Source organism: Nostoc sp. NMS2 (assembly GCF_017115105.1).
GTDB lineage: Bacteria > Cyanobacteriota > Cyanobacteriia > Cyanobacteriales > Nostocaceae > Nostoc.
Genome location: NZ_JABXKH010000029.1, coordinates 42,307 through 60,015, shown reverse-complemented (window position 1 = coordinate 60,015; position 17,709 = coordinate 42,307). Strand labels below are relative to the sequence as shown.

Annotated in this window: 19 protein-coding genes and 1 pseudogene; 13 read left to right on the top strand and 7 right to left on the bottom strand. The window is 44.1% G+C overall.

Annotated features, from left to right (window positions below; all coding sequences use genetic code 11):
* The 7 genes from HWQ36_RS02710 to HWQ36_RS02680 all read right to left on the bottom strand — a co-directional run.
* Positions 1-123: alpha-ketoglutarate-dependent dioxygenase AlkB (locus HWQ36_RS02710; RefSeq protein ID WP_292697836.1), on the bottom strand; the 123-nt coding region annotated here is incomplete at its 3' end.
* Between the two features lie 610 nt (positions 124-733).
* A complete protein-coding gene (locus HWQ36_RS02705; protein ID WP_292697828.1) occupies positions 734-1,003 on the bottom strand; it encodes a DUF1392 family protein in 270 nt (89 codons plus the stop codon).
* Positions 1,000-1,398 carry a hypothetical protein gene (locus HWQ36_RS02700; protein ID WP_292697826.1) on the bottom strand — a complete coding sequence of 133 codons (399 nt, stop codon included), beginning with the start codon at positions 1,396-1,398 and terminating at the stop codon, positions 1,000-1,002. Before HWQ36_RS02700 ends, HWQ36_RS02705 begins: the two co-directional genes overlap by 4 nt.
* Positions 1,399-1,503: 105 nt before the next feature.
* The gene (locus HWQ36_RS02695) at positions 1,504-1,869 is read right to left on the bottom strand and encodes a four helix bundle protein (RefSeq protein ID WP_292697824.1); all 366 of its coding nucleotides are present in this window, start codon (positions 1,867-1,869) and stop codon (positions 1,504-1,506) included.
* A 175-nt stretch (positions 1,870-2,044) separates the two neighbouring features.
* Positions 2,045-2,371 carry a hypothetical protein gene (locus HWQ36_RS02690; protein ID WP_292697822.1) on the bottom strand — a complete coding sequence of 109 codons (327 nt, stop codon included), beginning with the start codon at positions 2,369-2,371 and terminating at the stop codon, positions 2,045-2,047.
* Positions 2,372-2,446: 75 nt separating this feature from the next.
* Complete coding sequence (locus tag HWQ36_RS02685) at positions 2,447-2,569, bottom strand: hypothetical protein (protein ID WP_292697820.1); 123 nt, start codon at positions 2,567-2,569, stop codon at positions 2,447-2,449.
* 12 nt (positions 2,570-2,581) lie between these two features.
* Positions 2,582-3,529, bottom strand: a complete 948-nt coding sequence (locus tag HWQ36_RS02680) for a hypothetical protein (RefSeq protein ID WP_292697818.1) — start codon at positions 3,527-3,529, stop codon at positions 2,582-2,584.
* Positions 3,530-3,685: 156 nt separating this feature from the next.
* Between HWQ36_RS02680 and HWQ36_RS02675 the strand changes: the two genes are divergently transcribed.
* The 13 genes and pseudogenes from HWQ36_RS02675 to HWQ36_RS02615 all read left to right on the top strand — a co-directional run bounded on the left by HWQ36_RS02675 (position 3,686) and on the right by HWQ36_RS02615 (position 17,695).
* The gene (locus HWQ36_RS02675; RefSeq protein WP_179070305.1) at positions 3,686-3,928 is read left to right on the top strand and encodes a helix-turn-helix transcriptional regulator; all 243 of its coding nucleotides are present in this window, start codon (positions 3,686-3,688) and stop codon (positions 3,926-3,928) included.
* Positions 3,921-4,067, top strand: a complete 147-nt coding sequence (locus tag HWQ36_RS02670; protein WP_292697813.1) for a hypothetical protein — start codon at positions 3,921-3,923, stop codon at positions 4,065-4,067. Before HWQ36_RS02675 ends, HWQ36_RS02670 begins: the two co-directional genes overlap by 8 nt.
* 19 nt (positions 4,068-4,086) lie before the next feature.
* Entirely contained in the window at positions 4,087-4,410 is a 324-nt protein-coding gene (locus HWQ36_RS02665; protein WP_292697811.1) for a hypothetical protein, read from the top strand.
* Positions 4,352-4,981, top strand: coding sequence for a hypothetical protein (locus tag HWQ36_RS02660; RefSeq protein ID WP_292697809.1), 630 nt, complete (start codon positions 4,352-4,354; stop codon positions 4,979-4,981). The genes HWQ36_RS02665 and HWQ36_RS02660 overlap by 59 nt, the downstream gene beginning before the upstream one ends.
* Positions 4,982-5,658: 677 nt before the next feature.
* Positions 5,659-6,036 (top strand): annotated as a pseudogene (gene arr, locus HWQ36_RS34320) (NAD(+)--rifampin ADP-ribosyltransferase); the annotation flags it as partial.
* Positions 5,996-6,415, top strand: coding sequence for a hypothetical protein (locus tag HWQ36_RS02650; RefSeq protein WP_292697838.1), 420 nt, complete (start codon positions 5,996-5,998; stop codon positions 6,413-6,415). The pseudogene arr and the gene HWQ36_RS02650, both read left to right, overlap by 41 nt.
* Before the next feature lie 6 nt (positions 6,416-6,421).
* Positions 6,422-6,652, top strand: coding sequence for a hypothetical protein (locus HWQ36_RS02645; protein ID WP_292697806.1), 231 nt, complete (start codon positions 6,422-6,424; stop codon positions 6,650-6,652).
* 53 nt (positions 6,653-6,705) lie between these two features.
* Entirely contained in the window at positions 6,706-12,759 is a 6,054-nt protein-coding gene (locus HWQ36_RS02640) for an AAA family ATPase (RefSeq protein ID WP_292876758.1), read from the top strand.
* Positions 12,760-12,848: 89 nt separating this feature from the next.
* Positions 12,849-13,499, top strand: coding sequence for a response regulator transcription factor (locus HWQ36_RS02635; protein ID WP_292697804.1), 651 nt, complete (start codon positions 12,849-12,851; stop codon positions 13,497-13,499).
* A gap of 536 nt (positions 13,500-14,035) precedes the next feature.
* On the top strand, positions 14,036-14,560 hold the full coding sequence (locus tag HWQ36_RS02630) for a thioredoxin domain-containing protein (RefSeq protein ID WP_292697802.1): 525 nt from the start codon (positions 14,036-14,038) through the stop codon (positions 14,558-14,560).
* Positions 14,561-14,680: 120 nt separating this feature from the next.
* The gene (locus tag HWQ36_RS02625) at positions 14,681-15,061 is read left to right on the top strand and encodes a nuclear transport factor 2 family protein (protein ID WP_292697800.1); all 381 of its coding nucleotides are present in this window, start codon (positions 14,681-14,683) and stop codon (positions 15,059-15,061) included.
* A 59-nt stretch (positions 15,062-15,120) separates the two neighbouring features.
* Positions 15,121-16,083 (top strand): NAD(P)-dependent oxidoreductase, encoded by a 963-nt coding sequence (locus tag HWQ36_RS02620; RefSeq protein ID WP_292697798.1) that lies wholly within the window; start codon positions 15,121-15,123, stop codon positions 16,081-16,083.
* Positions 16,084-16,135: 52 nt separating this feature from the next.
* Positions 16,136-17,695 (top strand): GMC family oxidoreductase N-terminal domain-containing protein, encoded by a 1,560-nt coding sequence (locus tag HWQ36_RS02615; protein ID WP_292697832.1) that lies wholly within the window; start codon positions 16,136-16,138, stop codon positions 17,693-17,695.
* The last annotated feature ends 14 nt before the right edge of the window (positions 17,696-17,709 follow it).

The window sequence follows — 17,709 nt, the reverse complement described above, 5'->3', positions numbered from 1 at the left end:
GTGCATCACAAGCAAGCTCCCGTGTTCCAGCCAGAAGTCAGTGGGTTTGCCATTTTTCTGTTTGATTTGGAATTTGCGACATGACCCCAGGCTGACTGATGCGATCGCTGGCTCATATCCCATCGATGGTTCATTGTCAGCGTGCCAACCACCCTTCGGGAATTCAAAATGCAAAATGCAAAATTAAGATTTGGTTCTTTAATTTTGAATTTTGAATTTTGAATTTTGAATTGAATGCGGTACTGATTTCCGATGACGATGCGGAACTTATAGCCAGTTAGCGCAGTGATTCTGTCCCGCAAGTTAGCCAGATTGTCTGTCCAAGTCAGGGGTTTCAAAAATACGCTGTTGGAGTAGAGATAATCACATCCGTAGTCCCCATAAATACACTCCAGGCGAGGAACAGGCAGAGTTTTACCCAACATTCTGATTTGATTCTGCTGCCACTCCAGTTTCAAACAGTGTTGGTAGAGTTCGTTTGCTTGTTCTGGAGTTAAGAAATCGGGATAGTAAGTGATGGGTAGAACTGGGGTTGATTCAGAGAAGAGTGTGAGTTGTTGCATGGTAGTTTCTTGTTATTTTTGATGGATAAAAATCTAAGGAAGCCTGGATAAAGTTCGAGTGATGGAGCAAAAACTGATACCATAGACCCAGCATTTATCACAGATGCAACCAGGCGTTCGTCTCTGGCGTTGGCGCAGCAATCGCTTTTGCCTAATGAGTGCGATCGCTTTCATTTTTTGACCAACACCGGTGGCCTCTTGGTACTAAAAGCCCCTGCAATTCTTAGCGCAGCAGTCGGGTTTGGATGGGTGAAAAACTCTTCAATTGCTTTGGTTAGCCCATTTACAACAATTGGGTCATGGCAGGCGTAAACGTAAACTGGCTGTTGAGTGCCGTTGACCAATCGCATTAGTAAATTAACTGCAACAGGTGGAATTGTTCCACGCCAAGGAGGAGAAAGATACCAACATGTTTGAAGTGCGTTAATGTGGTCAATCATACTTTTCTCCCTAATAAGTAATTAATTGCTTCTGGATCAAGAGAGGTGATACGTTTTTTAATTGATTGTGGTGGGTTATCAAAAAACTGTTTGAGATGCCATCTCCGAATTTGGTAATGTCTAGCAGAGCGTCTTGTAGCTTTGAGCCATCCTCTTTTTACCCACCTCGTAACAGTTGAGAAATTCAATTGAAGAACTTGAGCAATCTCTTTACAAGAATAGTTATCAAGCGTGGGGCGTGCGGAATAACCTAAGCTATTTAACTTCAGATAAATGGCAATTGGTGTGCGTTGATATCCTCGCCTTTTTAGGATTGAAGCTATTTGTTTGACTGTATAGACTTCAGCTTTCGCCTCAATAATTGCGAGTTCTTCATCAGTCCATTTGATACTCATCTGATTACCTCCCATATTTATGCAGATTTAGCATCAGATTGTCCTTGTACAATCCGAGCGCTCATAGATTCAAAGTCAAAACAATTCAAAATTCAAAATTCAAAATTATTTAGGATTGTTTTGCTTGGTTTTGACTATTATCGATGCGATTATTTTGATGAGTTCTTCGCTTTCAGTTAGCAAGGATGATAATTTGGATGGTTCTATGATTTGTGTACTTATCAGAATTCTCAGCCAATATCTTGTTTCTCTGGCTTCTTTAAGAGAAATTTCTAGCTTATGTACAAAATCAGCTTTACTTTGTGCAGATTGAGATTCTTCAACGTTTGCACCTATAGAAGTTCCAGACCTAATTAACTGTTTATACAAAACTCGTCCTACTCCTGGTTTTTCATCCAACATTTTGCATAAGTTAACTATTCTAACGGCGAAGTTAAATGTTCTGTTTGTAATATCTATTTGTTGGTTCATTGCTTTGTAGTTCCTCTGTTATAATCGTGATTAATTTCAGCATGAAATTAGTAGATTACTCTTCTTTCATTTTGAATTTTGAATTTTGATTTGCAGTTTGCAACTGTTGCATCCATGCGTTGGTCGAATCGAACGAAGCAAATGATTGGCTCTACGTTCAAATTTGTCTGTAGAATTAGCCATTGCTGCTACCTCCAGTGATGGCTAATAACTGTTGTTGCAGAATTGCTATTTGATTTTGATAAAAATCAATCTCTGCGGTAATTTCTGAGAGTAATTCTTCTGGTGTCAGTGGTTGGATTTGATTTTCCTGAAAGTGGAATAGTTCATCAGAGTTTTTGTGAGGCATCAGAGCATAACGCCAACCACCACCAAATTGTTCAGCCAGTTCTGTACCATTCGGGTAGTAATAAAGCCCCAGAATGATGCCGTCTTTAGTACGCTGATCCAAAGCAAAGCGAGGGTAGCCCCAGTGTTGGGGAATCGATATTGTGGGTTGCATTGATTTAATGGGAATTGTTGAGAATGTGGTCAGAGGCGATCGCAGTTGTTGAGCGATCGCCTGGAATGAGAATAATTACGCCGTGATTAACTCCGCTTTCTCCAGCAGCCGTTGCAATTTATCGCCAGTTAGCTGTTCTAACGGTTGTTCTAAAAAATATTCATCAAAAATGGATTTACCATCAGTAGACACGTTCACCACTGACAGCGATCACACTGCCTCACCTACAGAGTCACACCCTACCTTCTGCTGAAGACCTGAATAAGCCTGAATGACCCACCAGCCGCCGTCAGTATGCCCCACTTCACCTAGTTTGATGTCGTTGTTGTATATTCCATCATCAAGGATTTCAAACCCGTATTTTTCGGATTCGGTGAAAATCTGCCCCATGATTTCGTTACCAATGGTGCAAACTTCTTCTGGTAATTGCTCTTGTACTGGTAGCGTACCTTGCTGGTATTGTTGCTTGATGTAGCTGTGGCATCTGGCGGCTGAGATGTCGCGGAAAATCTCAACATTGTTGACCAGTACTCGCCAGTACAGGTTTTGGTAGTTGTCGTGGTCGTAGCTAATGCTGGCTACTAGTTTGTCACCCACGAACGCTTCCTGATCATAGAAGGAGATTTCCAGAATGGTTGGGACTTCTGGGACTTCAACGGGTGCTGGGAATGTTTCTCTGAGTGTGCCGTCTTGGTGATGCCATTGGATGTAACGTTGACATCTGTTGGTGGTGGTAGCGCGGAATTTATCTACGCCGTTGACCATGACTAGCCACGGTTGGGTTACGAACTCATCGTGATCATAAGCAATGTAGGCTATCAGTTCTTTGCCACAGTAAACCTCGTGGTGGTAGAAGTTGATTTCTACGGTTGTCAGTGGTTGAGGAGCGATCTCTTGGGCTTGGGTTGCAATGAAGTGGTCGAGTTCGGCTTGGGCGAGGGCTTGGTTGTCGGGGGCAGCAGGGGAGAGTTTCTGAATTTTGCTGGCTTGATAATCAGCGATCGCCTCCGGCGCGCGGGACGTGATCGTACTAATCCAAGAATCCTTGCAGCGTTTGTCGCTTACTTCGACTGTACAAGCGATTTCGCTGTAGATTTGCTTTAGACGGGCAATCGATTTCAGTTGCAGCTGTTGATGGCTGTAGATTTGGTATGTCATGATTGTTAAGTTCCTGTTGGGACAGAAAGCGCTCTAGATTCGCAGTCCGGGCGCTTTCTTTATATTTATCCTGTATCCTCTCACTAGACATTTTGTCAAGTGTCACTCTACAATTTACATAGAATCTACGAAATGATTGAATAGAGAGGATTGTTCATGTCTATAGATGTGCAAATAGAACGGGTTATACGGGTTGATGCCCCTGGCATCGGAGCAAGAATTAAAGAAGCCAGAGAGCGAGATCCACGATCGGTAGAAGAATTGGCAAAAGCGGCCGATATGACTCGTGCTAATTGGTATCGGATTGAACGTGAAGAAAATGATGTTTTACCAGAACCAACCCTTCGCAAAATTGAAGAAGTTTTAGGCGTGGATTTTGGAGTGCGTTTTGATGATTAATCCTGCCAGTGTCATTCCTCCTACTCTGTCTTCAGTTTTTGTTGACGAGTTATTACTAAAGGCACTGCGCTTGGTGCAATCGCAGTTAAGTCCCACACTCAAAACCTATTTGCAATCGGCTCTAAGCAAATGCGACTAAACCAAAAACAGGTGGAAAAATGAATAAACCACCCCGTAAGCGCAACAAAGCCACCTCTGCTTCATCCAGTGACGACACGCCACCAGATAACCAAGACCTTGAAGAAAACCCAGCTACAGCAACAATTACAGTTACTGCCGTTGAAGTAACAGAGTTGACCGAAGAGGAGCAAAGCGATCGCCTGCACTTGGAGAGGAAAGTGGAGCGGGCGTTTTTTGAAGCGGGGAAGGCGCTGGCGCAATTACGCGATCGCAGATTGTATCGCTCCACACACAAAACCTTTGATGATGTACTGTTTAGACAGGTTTGGCTACAATCGTTCCCGTTCTTACCAGCTAGTTGATGCGGCAGTTGTTGTGGACAACTTGCAAAAATGTCCACAAATTGTGGACATTTTGCCGACAGCAGAGGGACAAGTTCGACCCATGACAAAGCTTGAACCCCAAGAACAGCAGGAAGCATGGCTAAGAGCAGTAGAAGTTGCTGGCGGGAAAGTGCCAACTGGTAGAATCGTCAAAGATGTGGTGCAAAGGATTATGGAGCGAACCCAAGTACCCAATACTTACCAAATCGGCGAAGTGTGCCAAATCCTTGTCAAAGACAACCCGGAACTCAGGGGCAAGGGCGGGTGCTGGGCAATTGTCAGCGCAGTGAATGACTTTAGTTGCACCTTAAGAGTCTGGGATGGAGAATACACCGTTGGGTTACAGCACCTGAAATCATTCAACTACCTGCCCCAGGAGTGTGAGCAGATACAATTAATCAGCGATGCCTGCGGCGGGCTACGCCTACGCATCAGTCGGGTGTATTCCGATTCGCTCTTTGGAGACAGTCAAAAGTTTGTTGCAGTCGTTGGGGAAACTGAATCGACCCTATCTTACTGCGGTGGAAGAGAAATTGTTGAGTTTGATTGAGCGAGAATACGGGCTTATAGATCAAAGACAATAATAAATACACATCTTATGTTCTTGCGTTTTTGCTTGTGATGCAATGCAAACCTGAGTTCATTAATTTTTGGAAACACACTGTTAAGTGAAACAGGGCAACTTAATACTTACCGTGTTGATGAAGTCTGCCAAATTCTAGCTCTTGACAACCCAGGACTCAGGGGTAAGGCTGGCTGCTGGTGCATCATCAACCATCTGGGTGAGTTGTACAGTCACAATGTGGGGACTAAGTACAAGCAACTAAATCGAAATTACAATCATTACGAGACAAAGTAATCATGGAATTCAACCCAAACAACAATGTTGTTAAACTCTGTCTTCAAGGTATGGGCATGGAAGAAAAAGGCAAACCAGAAGAAGCAAGTAAACTGTTTCTTCAAGCCTGGAACGAAGCGACATACGACTTTGAAAAATTTATTTCAGCCCATTATGTAGCTCGATATCAGAAAAATATTTCTGACAAATTAAAATGGCTCGAAACGGCTTTGCAGTTTGCATTAAAAATAAATAACAACACTGTTAAGAGTGCAATACCTTCTCTATATTCAAACATTGCCAAATGCTATGAGGACTTAAGCGACCCTGAGAAGGCAAGAAAGAATTATGAATTAGCAACTTCGTTTAAGGATAAACCTTCTGACAAAGGCCCTTTTTATCATGGAACGAAAGCAGATTTGCAGGTTGGCGATTTGCTGACAGCAGGGGGCAGTTCTAATTACAAACTTGAACTCAAAATGAATCACATTTATTTCACAGCCCTTGTCAATGGGGCGGGACTAGCTGCTGCATTAGCAAAAGGCGATAATCGTGAACGTGTTTATATCGTTGAACCAACAGGGGAGTTTGAAAATGACCCGAATGTTACAGACAAAAAATTTCCCGGCAATCCAACACGCTCATATCGCTCCCAAGCACCATTAAAAATCGTTGGCGAAGTCACAGATTGGGTGAGACAAACACCTGAAGAACTCCAAAAATGGCGTGAAAAGTTGGCCAATAACAAAGGAGAAATTATTAATTAACCAACTGGGCGAAGTGTGCCAAATCATAGTCAAGGATAATCCCGAACTCAGAGGAAGGGGTGGCTGTTGGGCATTTGTCAGCGCAGTGAATGACTTTAGTTGCACCGTGAGAATGTGGGATGGCGAGTACACAGTTGCTTTGCAGCACCTGAAGTCTTACAATTACCTGCCTGCTGAATGTGAGCAGATGCAGGTGATTTGCGATGCCTGCGGCGGGCTACGCCTACGCATCAGCCGGGTGTATTCTGATTCGCTGGAGGAGACAGTCAAAAGTCTGTTGCAGTCGTTGGGGAAGGTAAATCGGCCTTATCTTACTGGTGTGAAAGAGAAATTGTTGAGTGTTTTGGAGTCTGAATATGGCAGAGAGATAACACCCTAAACAATTTTGGCAATTTGGCATCCAATGGCTTTGGGTTACAGTTTCAATGGAGATATCACCACAACGGGACAGCGAAGAAGTTGTACGAGGGATATGGCAAAACTTTCCGCTTCTGATGTCCCGTGCTATGCCAGTTGTCAAACGAGTGCTGTAGAATCGCTCTACATAATTGATACAGCGCTCAACAGAGTTCAGTTAAGGCTCTATAACTGGCTAGAAATGAACAAAACTAAATAGGATTTCAGAAGATGAAAAATGTAGATAGCTGGTATTACTGTATAGTTTGAGGTATGCCAGATTATCCTCTCAAGAGTTGCTCTATGATCGCTCTACCTGGTATTGCCATCCAAAACAAGATATACGAAAGTTCTAATTCTCGAGTTTATCGGGGCATCAGAGACGATGGGGTGGGGCTCGTGGTAAAAATGCTAAAGCTTGATTATCCCTCACCTCAAGAACTAACCCGTTACAGACAGGAATATAAAATTATCCGTTCCCTCACAGTGGAAGGAGTGGTGAAGGCATACAGTCAGCAAGACTATCAACGCACTCTGGTAATTCTATTAGAAGATTTTGGGGCAGAGTCCTTAGAGCAATGGATGCACAAGCGTCCAGATATTTTCTGCTTGATGCCTTTATCGACTTTTCTAGGTTTTGCGATCGCTATTTGCGACATTCTAGGCAGAATCCATGCAGCTAATGTCATTCATAAAGATATCAACCCAGGAAACATAGTCCTCAATCTAGATACTGGCGTTATAAAAATTATTGACTTTGGAATTGCCACCCAATTTAACCGCACGAATCCGACTTTCAAAAACCCTCATGTATTAGAAGGGACACTCGCCTACCTTTCTCCAGAGCAAACAGGACGAATGAACCGTTTGCTCGATTACCGCACCGATTTCTATTCACTAGGTGTAACGTTTTACGAACTGCTGAGTGGGCAGTTGCCGTTTCCCACAACGGACATACTTGAGCTAGTTCACTGTCATATAGCTAAACAGCCTGTTCCGCCTCATGAAATAAATACAACGATTCCTAAGCCAGTTTCAGATATCATTCTCAAACTGATGGCAAAAAATGCCGAAGATCGCTATCAAAGTGCCTGGGGAATCAAAGCGGATTTAGAAATCTGTGCCGATCAATTAGCAAAAATCGGTCAAATCTCTAATATTCAACTGGCACTTCAAGACATTTCTGAGCAGTTTCAAATTCCTCAAAAACTGTATGGACGGGACAAGGAAGTTGCAATGTTACTGGCAGCGTTTGTTCGCGTAGCGTGTCCGCAGGACAATCGCGTAGCGTGTCCAGAGTCAAATCGCGTTGCTTCTTTACAAAACAATTCAGAAACAACTTCACAAAGCGAACAAAGAGGCAAACCAAAATTCCAAGTTGAAATGATGTTGGTATCTGGCTATGCTGGCATTGGTAAATCTGCATTAGTGCAAGAAATCTATAAACCAATTACCCAAAAGCGCGGCTATTTTATCTCTGGTAAATTTGATCAATTTGGGCGCAATATTCCCTACAGCGCGATCGCAGATGCTCTGCAAAAATTGGTGCAGCAATTGCTCAGTGAACCAGGCGAACAAGTGCAACAGTGGCGATCGCTCTTACTTACAGCTTTGGGAAACAACGGACAAATCATCATTGATATCATCCCAGAAGTTGAATTAATTATCGGCAAGCAGTCGCCTGTACCAGAAGTTGGAGCAACTGAAGCTCAAAATCGCTTTCATCGAATCTTTGGGCAGTTTGTGCGGGTGTTTTGTTCAGAATCACATCCCCTGGTGATCTTCTTAGATGATTTGCAGTGGATAGACTCAGCAACGCTGAAGTTAATCGAGCTGATGCTGCTAGATGAGCAAACCCAATCACTATTTTTGATTGGAGCCTATCGAGATAATGAAGTAAATCCAACGCATCCATTAGCATTAATGCTAGAGAGACTGCGAAAACAAGGGGCAGTGCTTCAGGAGATTACCCTAACACCATTAACGCTTGAGCCGTTGAGTCAGTTAATTGCCGAGACGCTACATCAGAATGCAGACACAGTTCGTCCATTAGCTGAGTTGGTGTTGCGTAAAACTGAGGGCAATCCTTTTTTTGTGAATGAATTTTTGAGAATGCTGCATAGCGAAAATTTATTGAGCTTTGATGCTGAAGACTTAAGCTGGGAGTGGAACATAGCTCAGATCCAAGCCCAAGATATCACTGATAATGTTGTGGAGTTGATGCTTCACAAGTTGAAGAAACTGCCAGAGAATACACAGCAAATTCTCCAGTTAGCTGCTTGCATTGGTGCTGAATTTAATTTAGATACTCTATCGATTGTTTGTGATCAACCACCTGAAACGGTTTTTAAAGATTTACTAGCAGCTATACAACTTGGATTAATTCAACCACTATCTGAATTAGATGAAAACTTGTTAATTCAAGAGTATAAGTTTCTGCACGATCGCGTGCAGCAAGCAGCTTATACCTTAATCGATGAGTTGCACAAAAAAGTTGTTCATCTCCAAATTGGCCGTGATCTCCTCAGCAAAACCTTGCCAGAGCGACTATCAGACCGACTGTTTGAAATTGTCGATCATCTTAATCACGGAATTGAGCTTGTCGCAGATCAACCAGAACGCAATGAAATTGCTAGATTAAATTTAATCGCCGGACAGAAAGCAAAAGCTGCGATCGCCTATAGTATGGCTCAAAAATATTTAGCCACAGCAAGAGTTTGGCTAGCAGCTTCTAGCTGGCAAACTAATTATGGCTTGACATTGGATTTATATTTAGAAACAACAGAAGTCGAGTACTTGTGTGGCAATTTTGAACAAGTAGAATACTGGGTGGCGATCGTTCTACAAAAAGCTAAAACAGTTCTTGACAGCGTGAAAGTTTACGAAGTCAAAATTCAAACCAACATCGCGCAGAACCAATCATTGAAAGCGATCAATATGGCATTGCAAGTCTTGCAGCAACTGGGGATCGGTTTCCCTGAAAAGCCAAGTCAATCAGATATTCGCCTTGAACTAGATGCGATCGCATCACTCATCGGCTCAAAGCAGATTGAGGACTTGAGCCATTTGCCCCAAATGACAGAGCCAGACAAGTTGGCGGCGATGCGGATTTTATCAAGCATCACGGTTGCTGCCTATATTGTGGCTCCTGATTTGATGCCTCTACTTGCATCTAAACAGGTCAACTTGTCCATCCAGTATGGTAATGCGTTTGCTTCTCCCTTTGCCTATGCCTTGTGTGGATTAATTCTTTGTGGAATGGTAGGAAACATCGAGTCTGGCTATCAGTTTGGACAGCTTGCTTTAAGGCAGTTGTCACAGCCGAATACCCATTCCCTCAGAGCCAGAACTTTGATGTTTGTAAATATCTTCATCATCCATCGGAAAGAACATGTTAGAAAAATATTGCAGCCATTACTAGAAGCCTACCAACGTGGACTAGAAACTGGAGATTTAGAGTTTGCTGCCTATTGCGCTCACACTTACTGCCTCCAATCTTTTGTTGTTGGAAAAGAACTCTTGGAGGTTGAACGCGAAATGAGGACATTTAGTGAAGCAATCCGTCAATTCAAACAGGAAGCAGTACTCAACTGGGCTGAAATACTTCAGCAGTCTATCTTAAATTTGAGGGTATCCCCGGTCAATCCAACCAATCTAGTTGACGAATCCTATAATGACGAAAATAGACTTACACAACACGAACAAGATGGATTTGCAATCTTTCTAGTGTATTTCAATAAACTTATCGTATGCTATCTATTTCATAAGTACGATCAAGCAGTTGAAAACTCAACTATAGCGGAAAGTTATTTGCTCCAAGTAAGAGCGACACCCTCTGTTCCTTTGTACTATCTCTATGACTCTCTGGCAAGGCTTGCGGTATACCCTGGAAGCAATAATCAAGTGCAAGAGGAAATCCTCAAAAAAGTTGTGGTTAACCAGGAAACAATAAAAGACTGGGCACGTTATGCACCGATGAATTATTTACATAAATATCATTTGGTGCAAGCAGAGATTGCACGAGTTTTAGGTCAGTTGCTTGAGGCAGAAGAATTCTATGAACAAGCCATTCAAGGAGCCAGGGAAAATGGATATATCCAAGAAGAAGCGTTAGCTTATGAATTGGCTGCAAAACATTATTTGGTGCGAGGTAGAGAAAAGTTTGCCCAAACCTACATGAAAGAAGCTCACTACTGCTATGAGCGTTGGGGAGCCACGGCGAAGGTCAAAGATTTAGAGACTCGCTATCTGCAGCTATTTCCTCAGCCATTGGGTATGGCTTATACACCAATCCATACAACTTCTGGAACCACCTCTAATAACTCAGACATTGCTTTCGATTTAGCGGCGGTACTAAAAGCATCCCAAGCGATTTCTAGCGAAATGGAACTGGATCAATTGCTCAGTTCTTTAATGAAAATCTTAATTGAGAATGCTGGCGCACAAACTGGATTTCTAATTTTGGAAAATTTAGGAGAATGGGCAATTGAGGCTGCTTGCGAACTCAACAATGATGAGAATGTCTGTGCTACGCTAGTGCTACAATCGATTCCAATAGTAAATCGCTTACCTGAATCTATTATTTACTATGTACTCCGGACTCATGAATCTGTCATTTTAAATGATGCCACTCGTGAAGGTAATTTTATCAATGAGCCATACATTCAACACAACCAAACTCAATCGATTTTCTGTTTGCCACTGCTGAATCAAGGTAAGCTCGTGGGCGTATTGTATTTAGAAAATCAATTAGCAACAGGAGCGTTTACACCAGAGCGATCGCAAGTTTTACATCTTCTATCTACCCAAGCAGCGATCGCCATTGAAAATGCTAAACTCTACTCCAAACTACGGAAGAGCGAAAGTCAGATGGCTCAATTCCTGGAAGCTGTACCAGTAGGAATTGGAGTCGTGGATACACTGGGTCGCCTTTGCTACGCTAATCAACAAGCAATTCAACTATTGGGCAAAGGGATTATTCCTGATGCGACACCAGAGCAACTTGCAGAAATTTATCAACTTTATCTAGCGGGGACAGAGCAACCGTATCCCATTGAGAACTTGCCAGTGATGCAGGCGTTGAAAGGCGATCGCACCAGAATTGACGATTTAGAGATTCGCCAACCCAATGCAACCATTCCCGTTGAAGGGTGGGGAACTCCTATTTTTGACGAACAGGGCAATGTGATTTATGCAATCTCAGCTTTTCAAGACATCACCGAGCGCAAACAAGCAGAGCAACTGTTAGCCGATTACAACCGCACCTTAGAGCAACAAGTAGCCCAACGAACGGCGGCTTTACAAGCAAGCGAAGCCGCACTGCGCCATCAAGAACAGGAATTACGACTGATTACCGACGCTCTCCCCGTTTGTATCTGCTACATAGATACAGAGCAGCGCTATCGATTTGTCAACCGCACTTATGAGGACTGGTATGGCTGTAGTCGAGATAAAATTCTGGGTAAGCAGGTTCGTGAAGTCATGAGTGAGGCAGCTTATCAAATTATTGAACCGTACATCAATCAAGCCCTAGCAGGACAATTTACAACCTATGAAGCAGAAGTCCCTTTGCCGATGGGCAAAAAGTATGTTGCTGTCACCTCCATTCCCGATTTTGATCGCCACACTCAAGTCAAAGGATACTATGGTTTGATTGCAGACATTAGCGAACAGCGCAACGCTGCACTACGGGAACGCCAACGCGCTGAAGAATCATCAATCCTCCAAGAACGCAACCGTATGGCCAGAGAGATACACGATACACTAGCCCAGGCTTTTACTAGTATCATCGTTCACTTAGATGCTGCCTCCCAACGTCTTACCCTCGATCCAGATGCCGCCCAGTCTCACTTAAAAACAGGGCGCATCTTGGCGCGTTCCGGGCTGGCGGATGCCCGTCGCTCAGTAGAAGCGCTCCGCCCGCAGATATTAGAAGAAGGGGATTTACATAGCGCACTCGATCGCCTCGCGGCTCAGATGTTTTCTCATACCTCAGTGCAGGTCGTCTGCGAAGCAATCGGCGAACCATATACTTTACCGAAAGAGGTGGAAAGTAATTTACTTCGCATCGGGCAAGAAGCGTTAACCAATGCCTTTAAGTATGCCAATGCCAGCGTAATCCACGTTGAGTTGGGGTATGAATCATCGCAAGTCGTCTTGCAAATCAAAGACAATGGGCAAGGGTTTGAAAGCCAAAGTTTGTCAGTCGGTCGGGGCTTTGGGTTATTGGGAATGACCGAACGCGCCCAACGCATTGGAGGAGAATTAACGATTGTCAGCCACTTGGGACAAGGCACAGAAATTGTAGTGAGAGTACAAACGCCATGACCGAAAATGAAAAGGATACAGAGCCAATAAATTTATTTATGGGTGTCTTTAATTTTGAATTTTGAATTTTGAATTCGGAGCGAAGCGACGTGACCCAATTCTCACCCACTACACCTGACTCCTCTGTAATCCGCATCTCAATCGCTGACGACCATCCATTTATGCGAGAAGGTCTAGCAGCCGTACTCGATTATCAACCGGATATGACTGTAATTGGGCAAGCCTGCAACGGCTATGAAGCAGTAGAATTGTTCCGCCAACATCAACCCAACGTCACATTGATGGATTTGCGGATGCCGGAACTCAGTGGCGTGGAAGCGATCGCTACCATTTGCGCTGAGTTTGCCGACGCTCGAATCATTGTCTTGACGACCTATGACGGCGACGAAGACATCTATCGGGGACTGCGAGCGGGTGCAAAAGGTTATGTCTTAAAAGATGCAGAACCAGACGAACTACTGACAGCAATTCGGTCAGTTCACAAAGGTCAGCAGTACATCCCCCCTGCCGTGGGCGCAAAACTAGCAGAACGGATGCGGAGTCAAGAACTGAGCGATCGCGAATTGGAAGTGTTGCGCCTGATGGCAACAGGCAAGAGTAACTTAGAGATTAGCACTGCTTTGGCGATCGCTGAGGGAACGGTCAAATTCCATGTGAAAAATATTTTGAGCAAACTGGGAGTGAGCGATCGGACTCAAGCGATGATTGTTGCTCTCAAGCGCGGTATTATTACACTTTAATAATTTAGCCAAAGCGAGTTATCTATTCATATCTTTTTACTTGCCGATTGGACTCTAGGCTACACCAAGATTATCATGCTACGCATAATGCATAATGCTCTGATTTCGGCATTTATCTCGATCAGAGTTCAGACTATTTGTGCTTAGAGCGTTAAGGATTGAATATCTAAGCTAATCGTCATTCATTTTTCCAGACTGATTCGGTTGTAGTAAGCGGCTCTAGCCTTGGTTTTATGCAACTTAAATGCTGATTAGCTTACCAGTTTCAATTTCAAAAACTGGCAGGTTTAATTTGTAACTTGGATTTGATTTTTCTGCAATTACCTAAGACACCTGCTCTTAAGGATAGGTTGTTTCTAGCCTTAAGAATAAGTTTATTGCTATCCCTATTACTAGTGCAAAAACTTACCGCAGGGGATGCGACAAAGTGGCAGCAATTTCTATATTCTCAGAATTAAGAAACGATATTCAATTTCTTACTGTTCTTTCCAGCATTTTCATCACCAACATGCTTCCACAGACCGCATAAAACAAAGATGAGTCAGACAAGCGATCGCGACAGGCTGCTCATGCCAATTTCAGAACACGACCATACCCAAGGAAAAATCGATGCCTCAGTCATTTTAGTGGAATACGGTGACTATCAATGTCTTTGCTGTAGTGAGGTTAACAGGATGATTCAAGAGATTCAGCAACAGATCCAATTGTGCTTTGTATTTCGTCATTTCCCCCGCACACAACTTCATCCCCAAGCACAAAAGGCAGCAGAAGCAGCAGAAGCCGCGGCCGCGCAAAATAAGTTTTGGCAAATGCACAATCTCTTATTTGCGAATCAATCCGCACTTAACAATGGCTATCTTTTAGAGTACGCCAATGCAATACAGCTTGACATCAATCGATTCCTTCGGGATATGACAGATCGCGTTCACGCTCAAAGAGTCACTCAAAATATGCAAGGTGGTATACACAGCGGTGTCAGTAGTACACCAGCCTTATTTGTTAACGGAGTTCGCTATAGAGATGCTTGGCATACAGAGAGATTACTTGCAGCGATTCTCTAGAACACCGATTCAGTAATCAAGGGCAATCATCAATTGAGTGTGAAGTGTGGGGAGAACAAAAAATTAGTGCTGAAGTAGTGACACCTAACCAGGCTTAGTCAAAATCAGGAAAGTGTGTAAATGAAAGCTTTAGAAATTGTCAAGCAGGCTTACGTTTATCTCAACGAGAAAGACATTCCAAATTATTTCGCACTCATGTCCCCTGATGTTGAGTTTTATCAAACGCAAGAAGTTCCTTGGGGTGGTCGCTATCGTGGCTTTGATGAGAGCAAGGTTTTTTTCTCTAAGTTTTCTCAATTGATTGATTCAGAAGTCGATGTCTCTTATTACATTTCATCAGGTAATCAAATCGTTGCTATCGGTAAAACGAATGGTATTGCCAAGCAAACTGGAAAAAAGTTTAGTTGTAATTTGGCTCACATCTGGACAGTCAAGGAGGAAAAAATTGTGAGATTAGAGGTTTACATTGACACTGATGTGCTAAAAGCTGCACTGATATAAGTCTAATCAGTTTTAACCAACAGTTAAACGCGGTTAAGAATTTAACAGGAGGTTCAAAGATGAGAATTTTTGTTGCAGGAGCAACGGGAGCAATTGGTCGTCCGCTAATCGCGCAATTGCTAGCAAAAGGACACGATGTAGTTGCTCTGACCCGTTTTCCAGACAGAGCCAAAACTTTAGCCAAACAAGGTGTAGAATCTGCGATTAGGCAGAGCCTACGCTTTGCGATCGCAGATGTATTCGATGCTGATGCTGTCAAAGCCGCTGTCATCCGCGCTCAACCAGAAGTAGTAATCGAACAACTCACCGCTCTACCCAAGACCTACACTGGTGAATCGATGAGTACGGCAGCACCATTAAACCAGCGTATTCGTCTAGAAGGTGGTGCTAATGTGCTAGCAGCAGCGCAAGCAGCAGGCGTGCGCCGTTACCTGAGACAGTCGATCGCATTTTGGGCAGTTCCCGGTACGGGATTGGCAGATGAAGAAACACCGCTATCTATATATGCATCGGCGGTAACTGCGTCCGATGCTCATACGGTGAATGAAATAGAGCATCGCCTCTTGGAAACGCCCAATCTAGAAGGGATTATCTTGCGCTATGGCTTCTTTTACGGGCCTGGCACTTGGTTTGCTCCTGATGGCGACGTTGCTCAACAGGTGCGACAGGGACAATTTCCCATCGTTGGCAATGGCGAAGGTGTGTGGTCGTGGGTTCACATTGAGGATGTGGCGATCGCTACAGTTGCGGCAGTTGAGCAAGGCAATCCTGGCATTTATCTGATTACAGGCGATCGCCCCTTAGAAGTGCGGGAGTGGCTCCCGGCTTTTGCTCGTTGCTTGAATGCGCCACCACCTCCCCAGATATCAGTTCAAGAGGCTCTAGAAATCGGTGGTGCAGATGCTGTTTACTACGGTACTCAAATGCGCGGCGCATCGAATGCTAAGGCAAAACGCGAACTGAATTTTCAGCCGCGACCTTTAGAATGGCTGGTGGGAAATGCTGTAGCTCATGCCAGTTAGCAATTTTAGCAATCAGCAAACTACAACAGACAATCAAGGAGGAGAAATCATCATGACTTACTATGACTATATTGTGATTGGTGCTGGGTCAGCAGGGTGCGTGGTTGCTAACCGTCTGACCGAAGACCCTGACACGACTGTGTTATTGCTCGAAGCAGGCAATCCAGATACAAAACCAGAGATTCACATTCCGTTGGACTGTACAACTCTACTTGGCACCGAGGTGGACTGGGGATACTTCTCTGAACCAGAGCCGTATCTCAACAATCGCCAAATCTTTTGTCCTCGTGGCAAAGTTTTGGGGGGCAGCAGTTCGATTAATTTCCTGGTATATATCCGGGGCAATGCTCACGATTACGATCGCTGGGAGTCACTAGGGAACCCTGGTTGGAGTTACCAAGATGTCCTGCCCTACTTCAAGAAATCTGAACACCAGCAACGCGGATCTGACGCATATCATGGCGTAGATGGGGAATTGAGCGTCACTGATGTTATGTCCCCTGCTCCCATCTCCCAACGATTTGTTGATGCAGCCGTGGCATTGGGATACGATTACAACCCTGATTTCAATGGTATAAAGCAGGAAGGAGTGGGGCCGATTCAGTTGACGGTCAAAGAGGGGAAACGGCACAGTACTGCTGCGGCATTTCTTGTACCGATTTTGGCTCGTCCGAACTTAACGGTGCAAACAGGTGCGTTAGTGACTCGATTATTGTTTGAAGGTACTCGCGCCGTTGGGGTGGAATATTTGCGTGAGGGAATACTGCATCAGGTCAGAGTTAATCAGGAAGTGATTGTCAGTGCGGGTTCGTTTGACTCGCCCAAGCTGCTAATGCTTTCTGGCGTTGGAGATACAGCAAAATTACAAGCAATGGGAATTCCTGTGGTGGCTCATTTACCCGGTGTGGGTCAAAATCTGCAAGACCACATTCTCGTTCCTGTGCCCTACGAAGCAACTCAAGATTTACATACGGCAACGACTAGCAATGGCTGTGCTGAAGTTGGATTGTTTGTGCATAGCGAGAACAATCAGGAGGCTGCGCCAGATTTAGAATTAGTTTTTGGCTCGCTGATGTGGGCACCTCCTGGCTATCCTAACTCTGGTTTGGGCTTTACGGGTCTAATTGCTTTAGTTCATCCTGAAAACATTGGTAGTGTCAGTTTGCGCTCTACCGATCCCAAAGACACACCAGTGATTCGGCTAAACTATCTGCAAAGTCAATCCGATGTGCAAAAGCTCGTTGCCGGAGTTAAATTAATGCGCCAATTGTTCCAGACCAGTGCTTTTGATGAATTTCGCGGTCGGGAAGTTGCTCCGGGCGCTGATGTAACTGACGATGTAGCACTCGTTGCATACATCCGGGAAACCTGCGGTACGGTGTTTCATCCAATCGGCACCTGTAAAATGGGCACGGATTCAATGGCAGTTGTAGACTCCCAACTGCGGGTCTATGGAGTTGAAGGGTTACGGGTCGTCGATGCCTCCATTATGCCAACTCTAAATACAGGGCATACAAACGCGCCCACAATTATGATCGGCGAAAAAGCAGCCGATTTAATTAAAGCAGCAGGTAGCGTTTCTAAGCCAGCACAGAAAGCAATTGCCAAGTGACTTATACCAATTCG

What these genes read in the sequence shown, in the direction of transcription:
- HWQ36_RS02705 (WP_292697828.1), bottom strand. Translation starts at nt 1,003, where the DNA reads ATGATTGACCACATTAACGCACTTCAAACATGTTGGTATCTTTCTCCT.
- HWQ36_RS02700 (WP_292697826.1), bottom strand. Translation starts at nt 1,398, where the DNA reads ATGAGTATCAAATGGACTGATGAAGAACTCGCAATTATTGAGGCGAAA.
- HWQ36_RS02695 (WP_292697824.1), bottom strand. Translation starts at nt 1,869, where the DNA reads ATGAACCAACAAATAGATATTACAAACAGAACATTTAACTTCGCCGTT.
- HWQ36_RS02690 (WP_292697822.1), bottom strand. Translation starts at nt 2,371, where the DNA reads ATGCAACCCACAATATCGATTCCCCAACACTGGGGCTACCCTCGCTTT.
- HWQ36_RS02680 (WP_292697818.1), bottom strand. Translation starts at nt 3,529, where the DNA reads ATGACATACCAAATCTACAGCCATCAACAGCTGCAACTGAAATCGATT.
- HWQ36_RS02675 (WP_179070305.1), top strand. Translation starts at nt 3,686, where the DNA reads ATGTCTATAGATGTGCAAATAGAACGGGTTATACGGGTTGATGCCCCT.
- HWQ36_RS02670 (WP_292697813.1), top strand. Translation starts at nt 3,921, where the DNA reads ATGATTAATCCTGCCAGTGTCATTCCTCCTACTCTGTCTTCAGTTTTT.
- HWQ36_RS02665 (WP_292697811.1), top strand. Translation starts at nt 4,087, where the DNA reads ATGAATAAACCACCCCGTAAGCGCAACAAAGCCACCTCTGCTTCATCC.
- HWQ36_RS02660 (WP_292697809.1), top strand. Translation starts at nt 4,352, where the DNA reads ATGATGTACTGTTTAGACAGGTTTGGCTACAATCGTTCCCGTTCTTAC.
- HWQ36_RS02640 (WP_292876758.1), top strand. Translation starts at nt 6,706, where the DNA reads ATGCCAGATTATCCTCTCAAGAGTTGCTCTATGATCGCTCTACCTGGT.
- HWQ36_RS02630 (WP_292697802.1), top strand. Translation starts at nt 14,036, where the DNA reads ATGAGTCAGACAAGCGATCGCGACAGGCTGCTCATGCCAATTTCAGAA.
- HWQ36_RS02625 (WP_292697800.1), top strand. Translation starts at nt 14,681, where the DNA reads ATGAAAGCTTTAGAAATTGTCAAGCAGGCTTACGTTTATCTCAACGAG.
- HWQ36_RS02620 (WP_292697798.1), top strand. Translation starts at nt 15,121, where the DNA reads ATGAGAATTTTTGTTGCAGGAGCAACGGGAGCAATTGGTCGTCCGCTA.
- HWQ36_RS02615 (WP_292697832.1), top strand. Translation starts at nt 16,136, where the DNA reads ATGACTTACTATGACTATATTGTGATTGGTGCTGGGTCAGCAGGGTGC.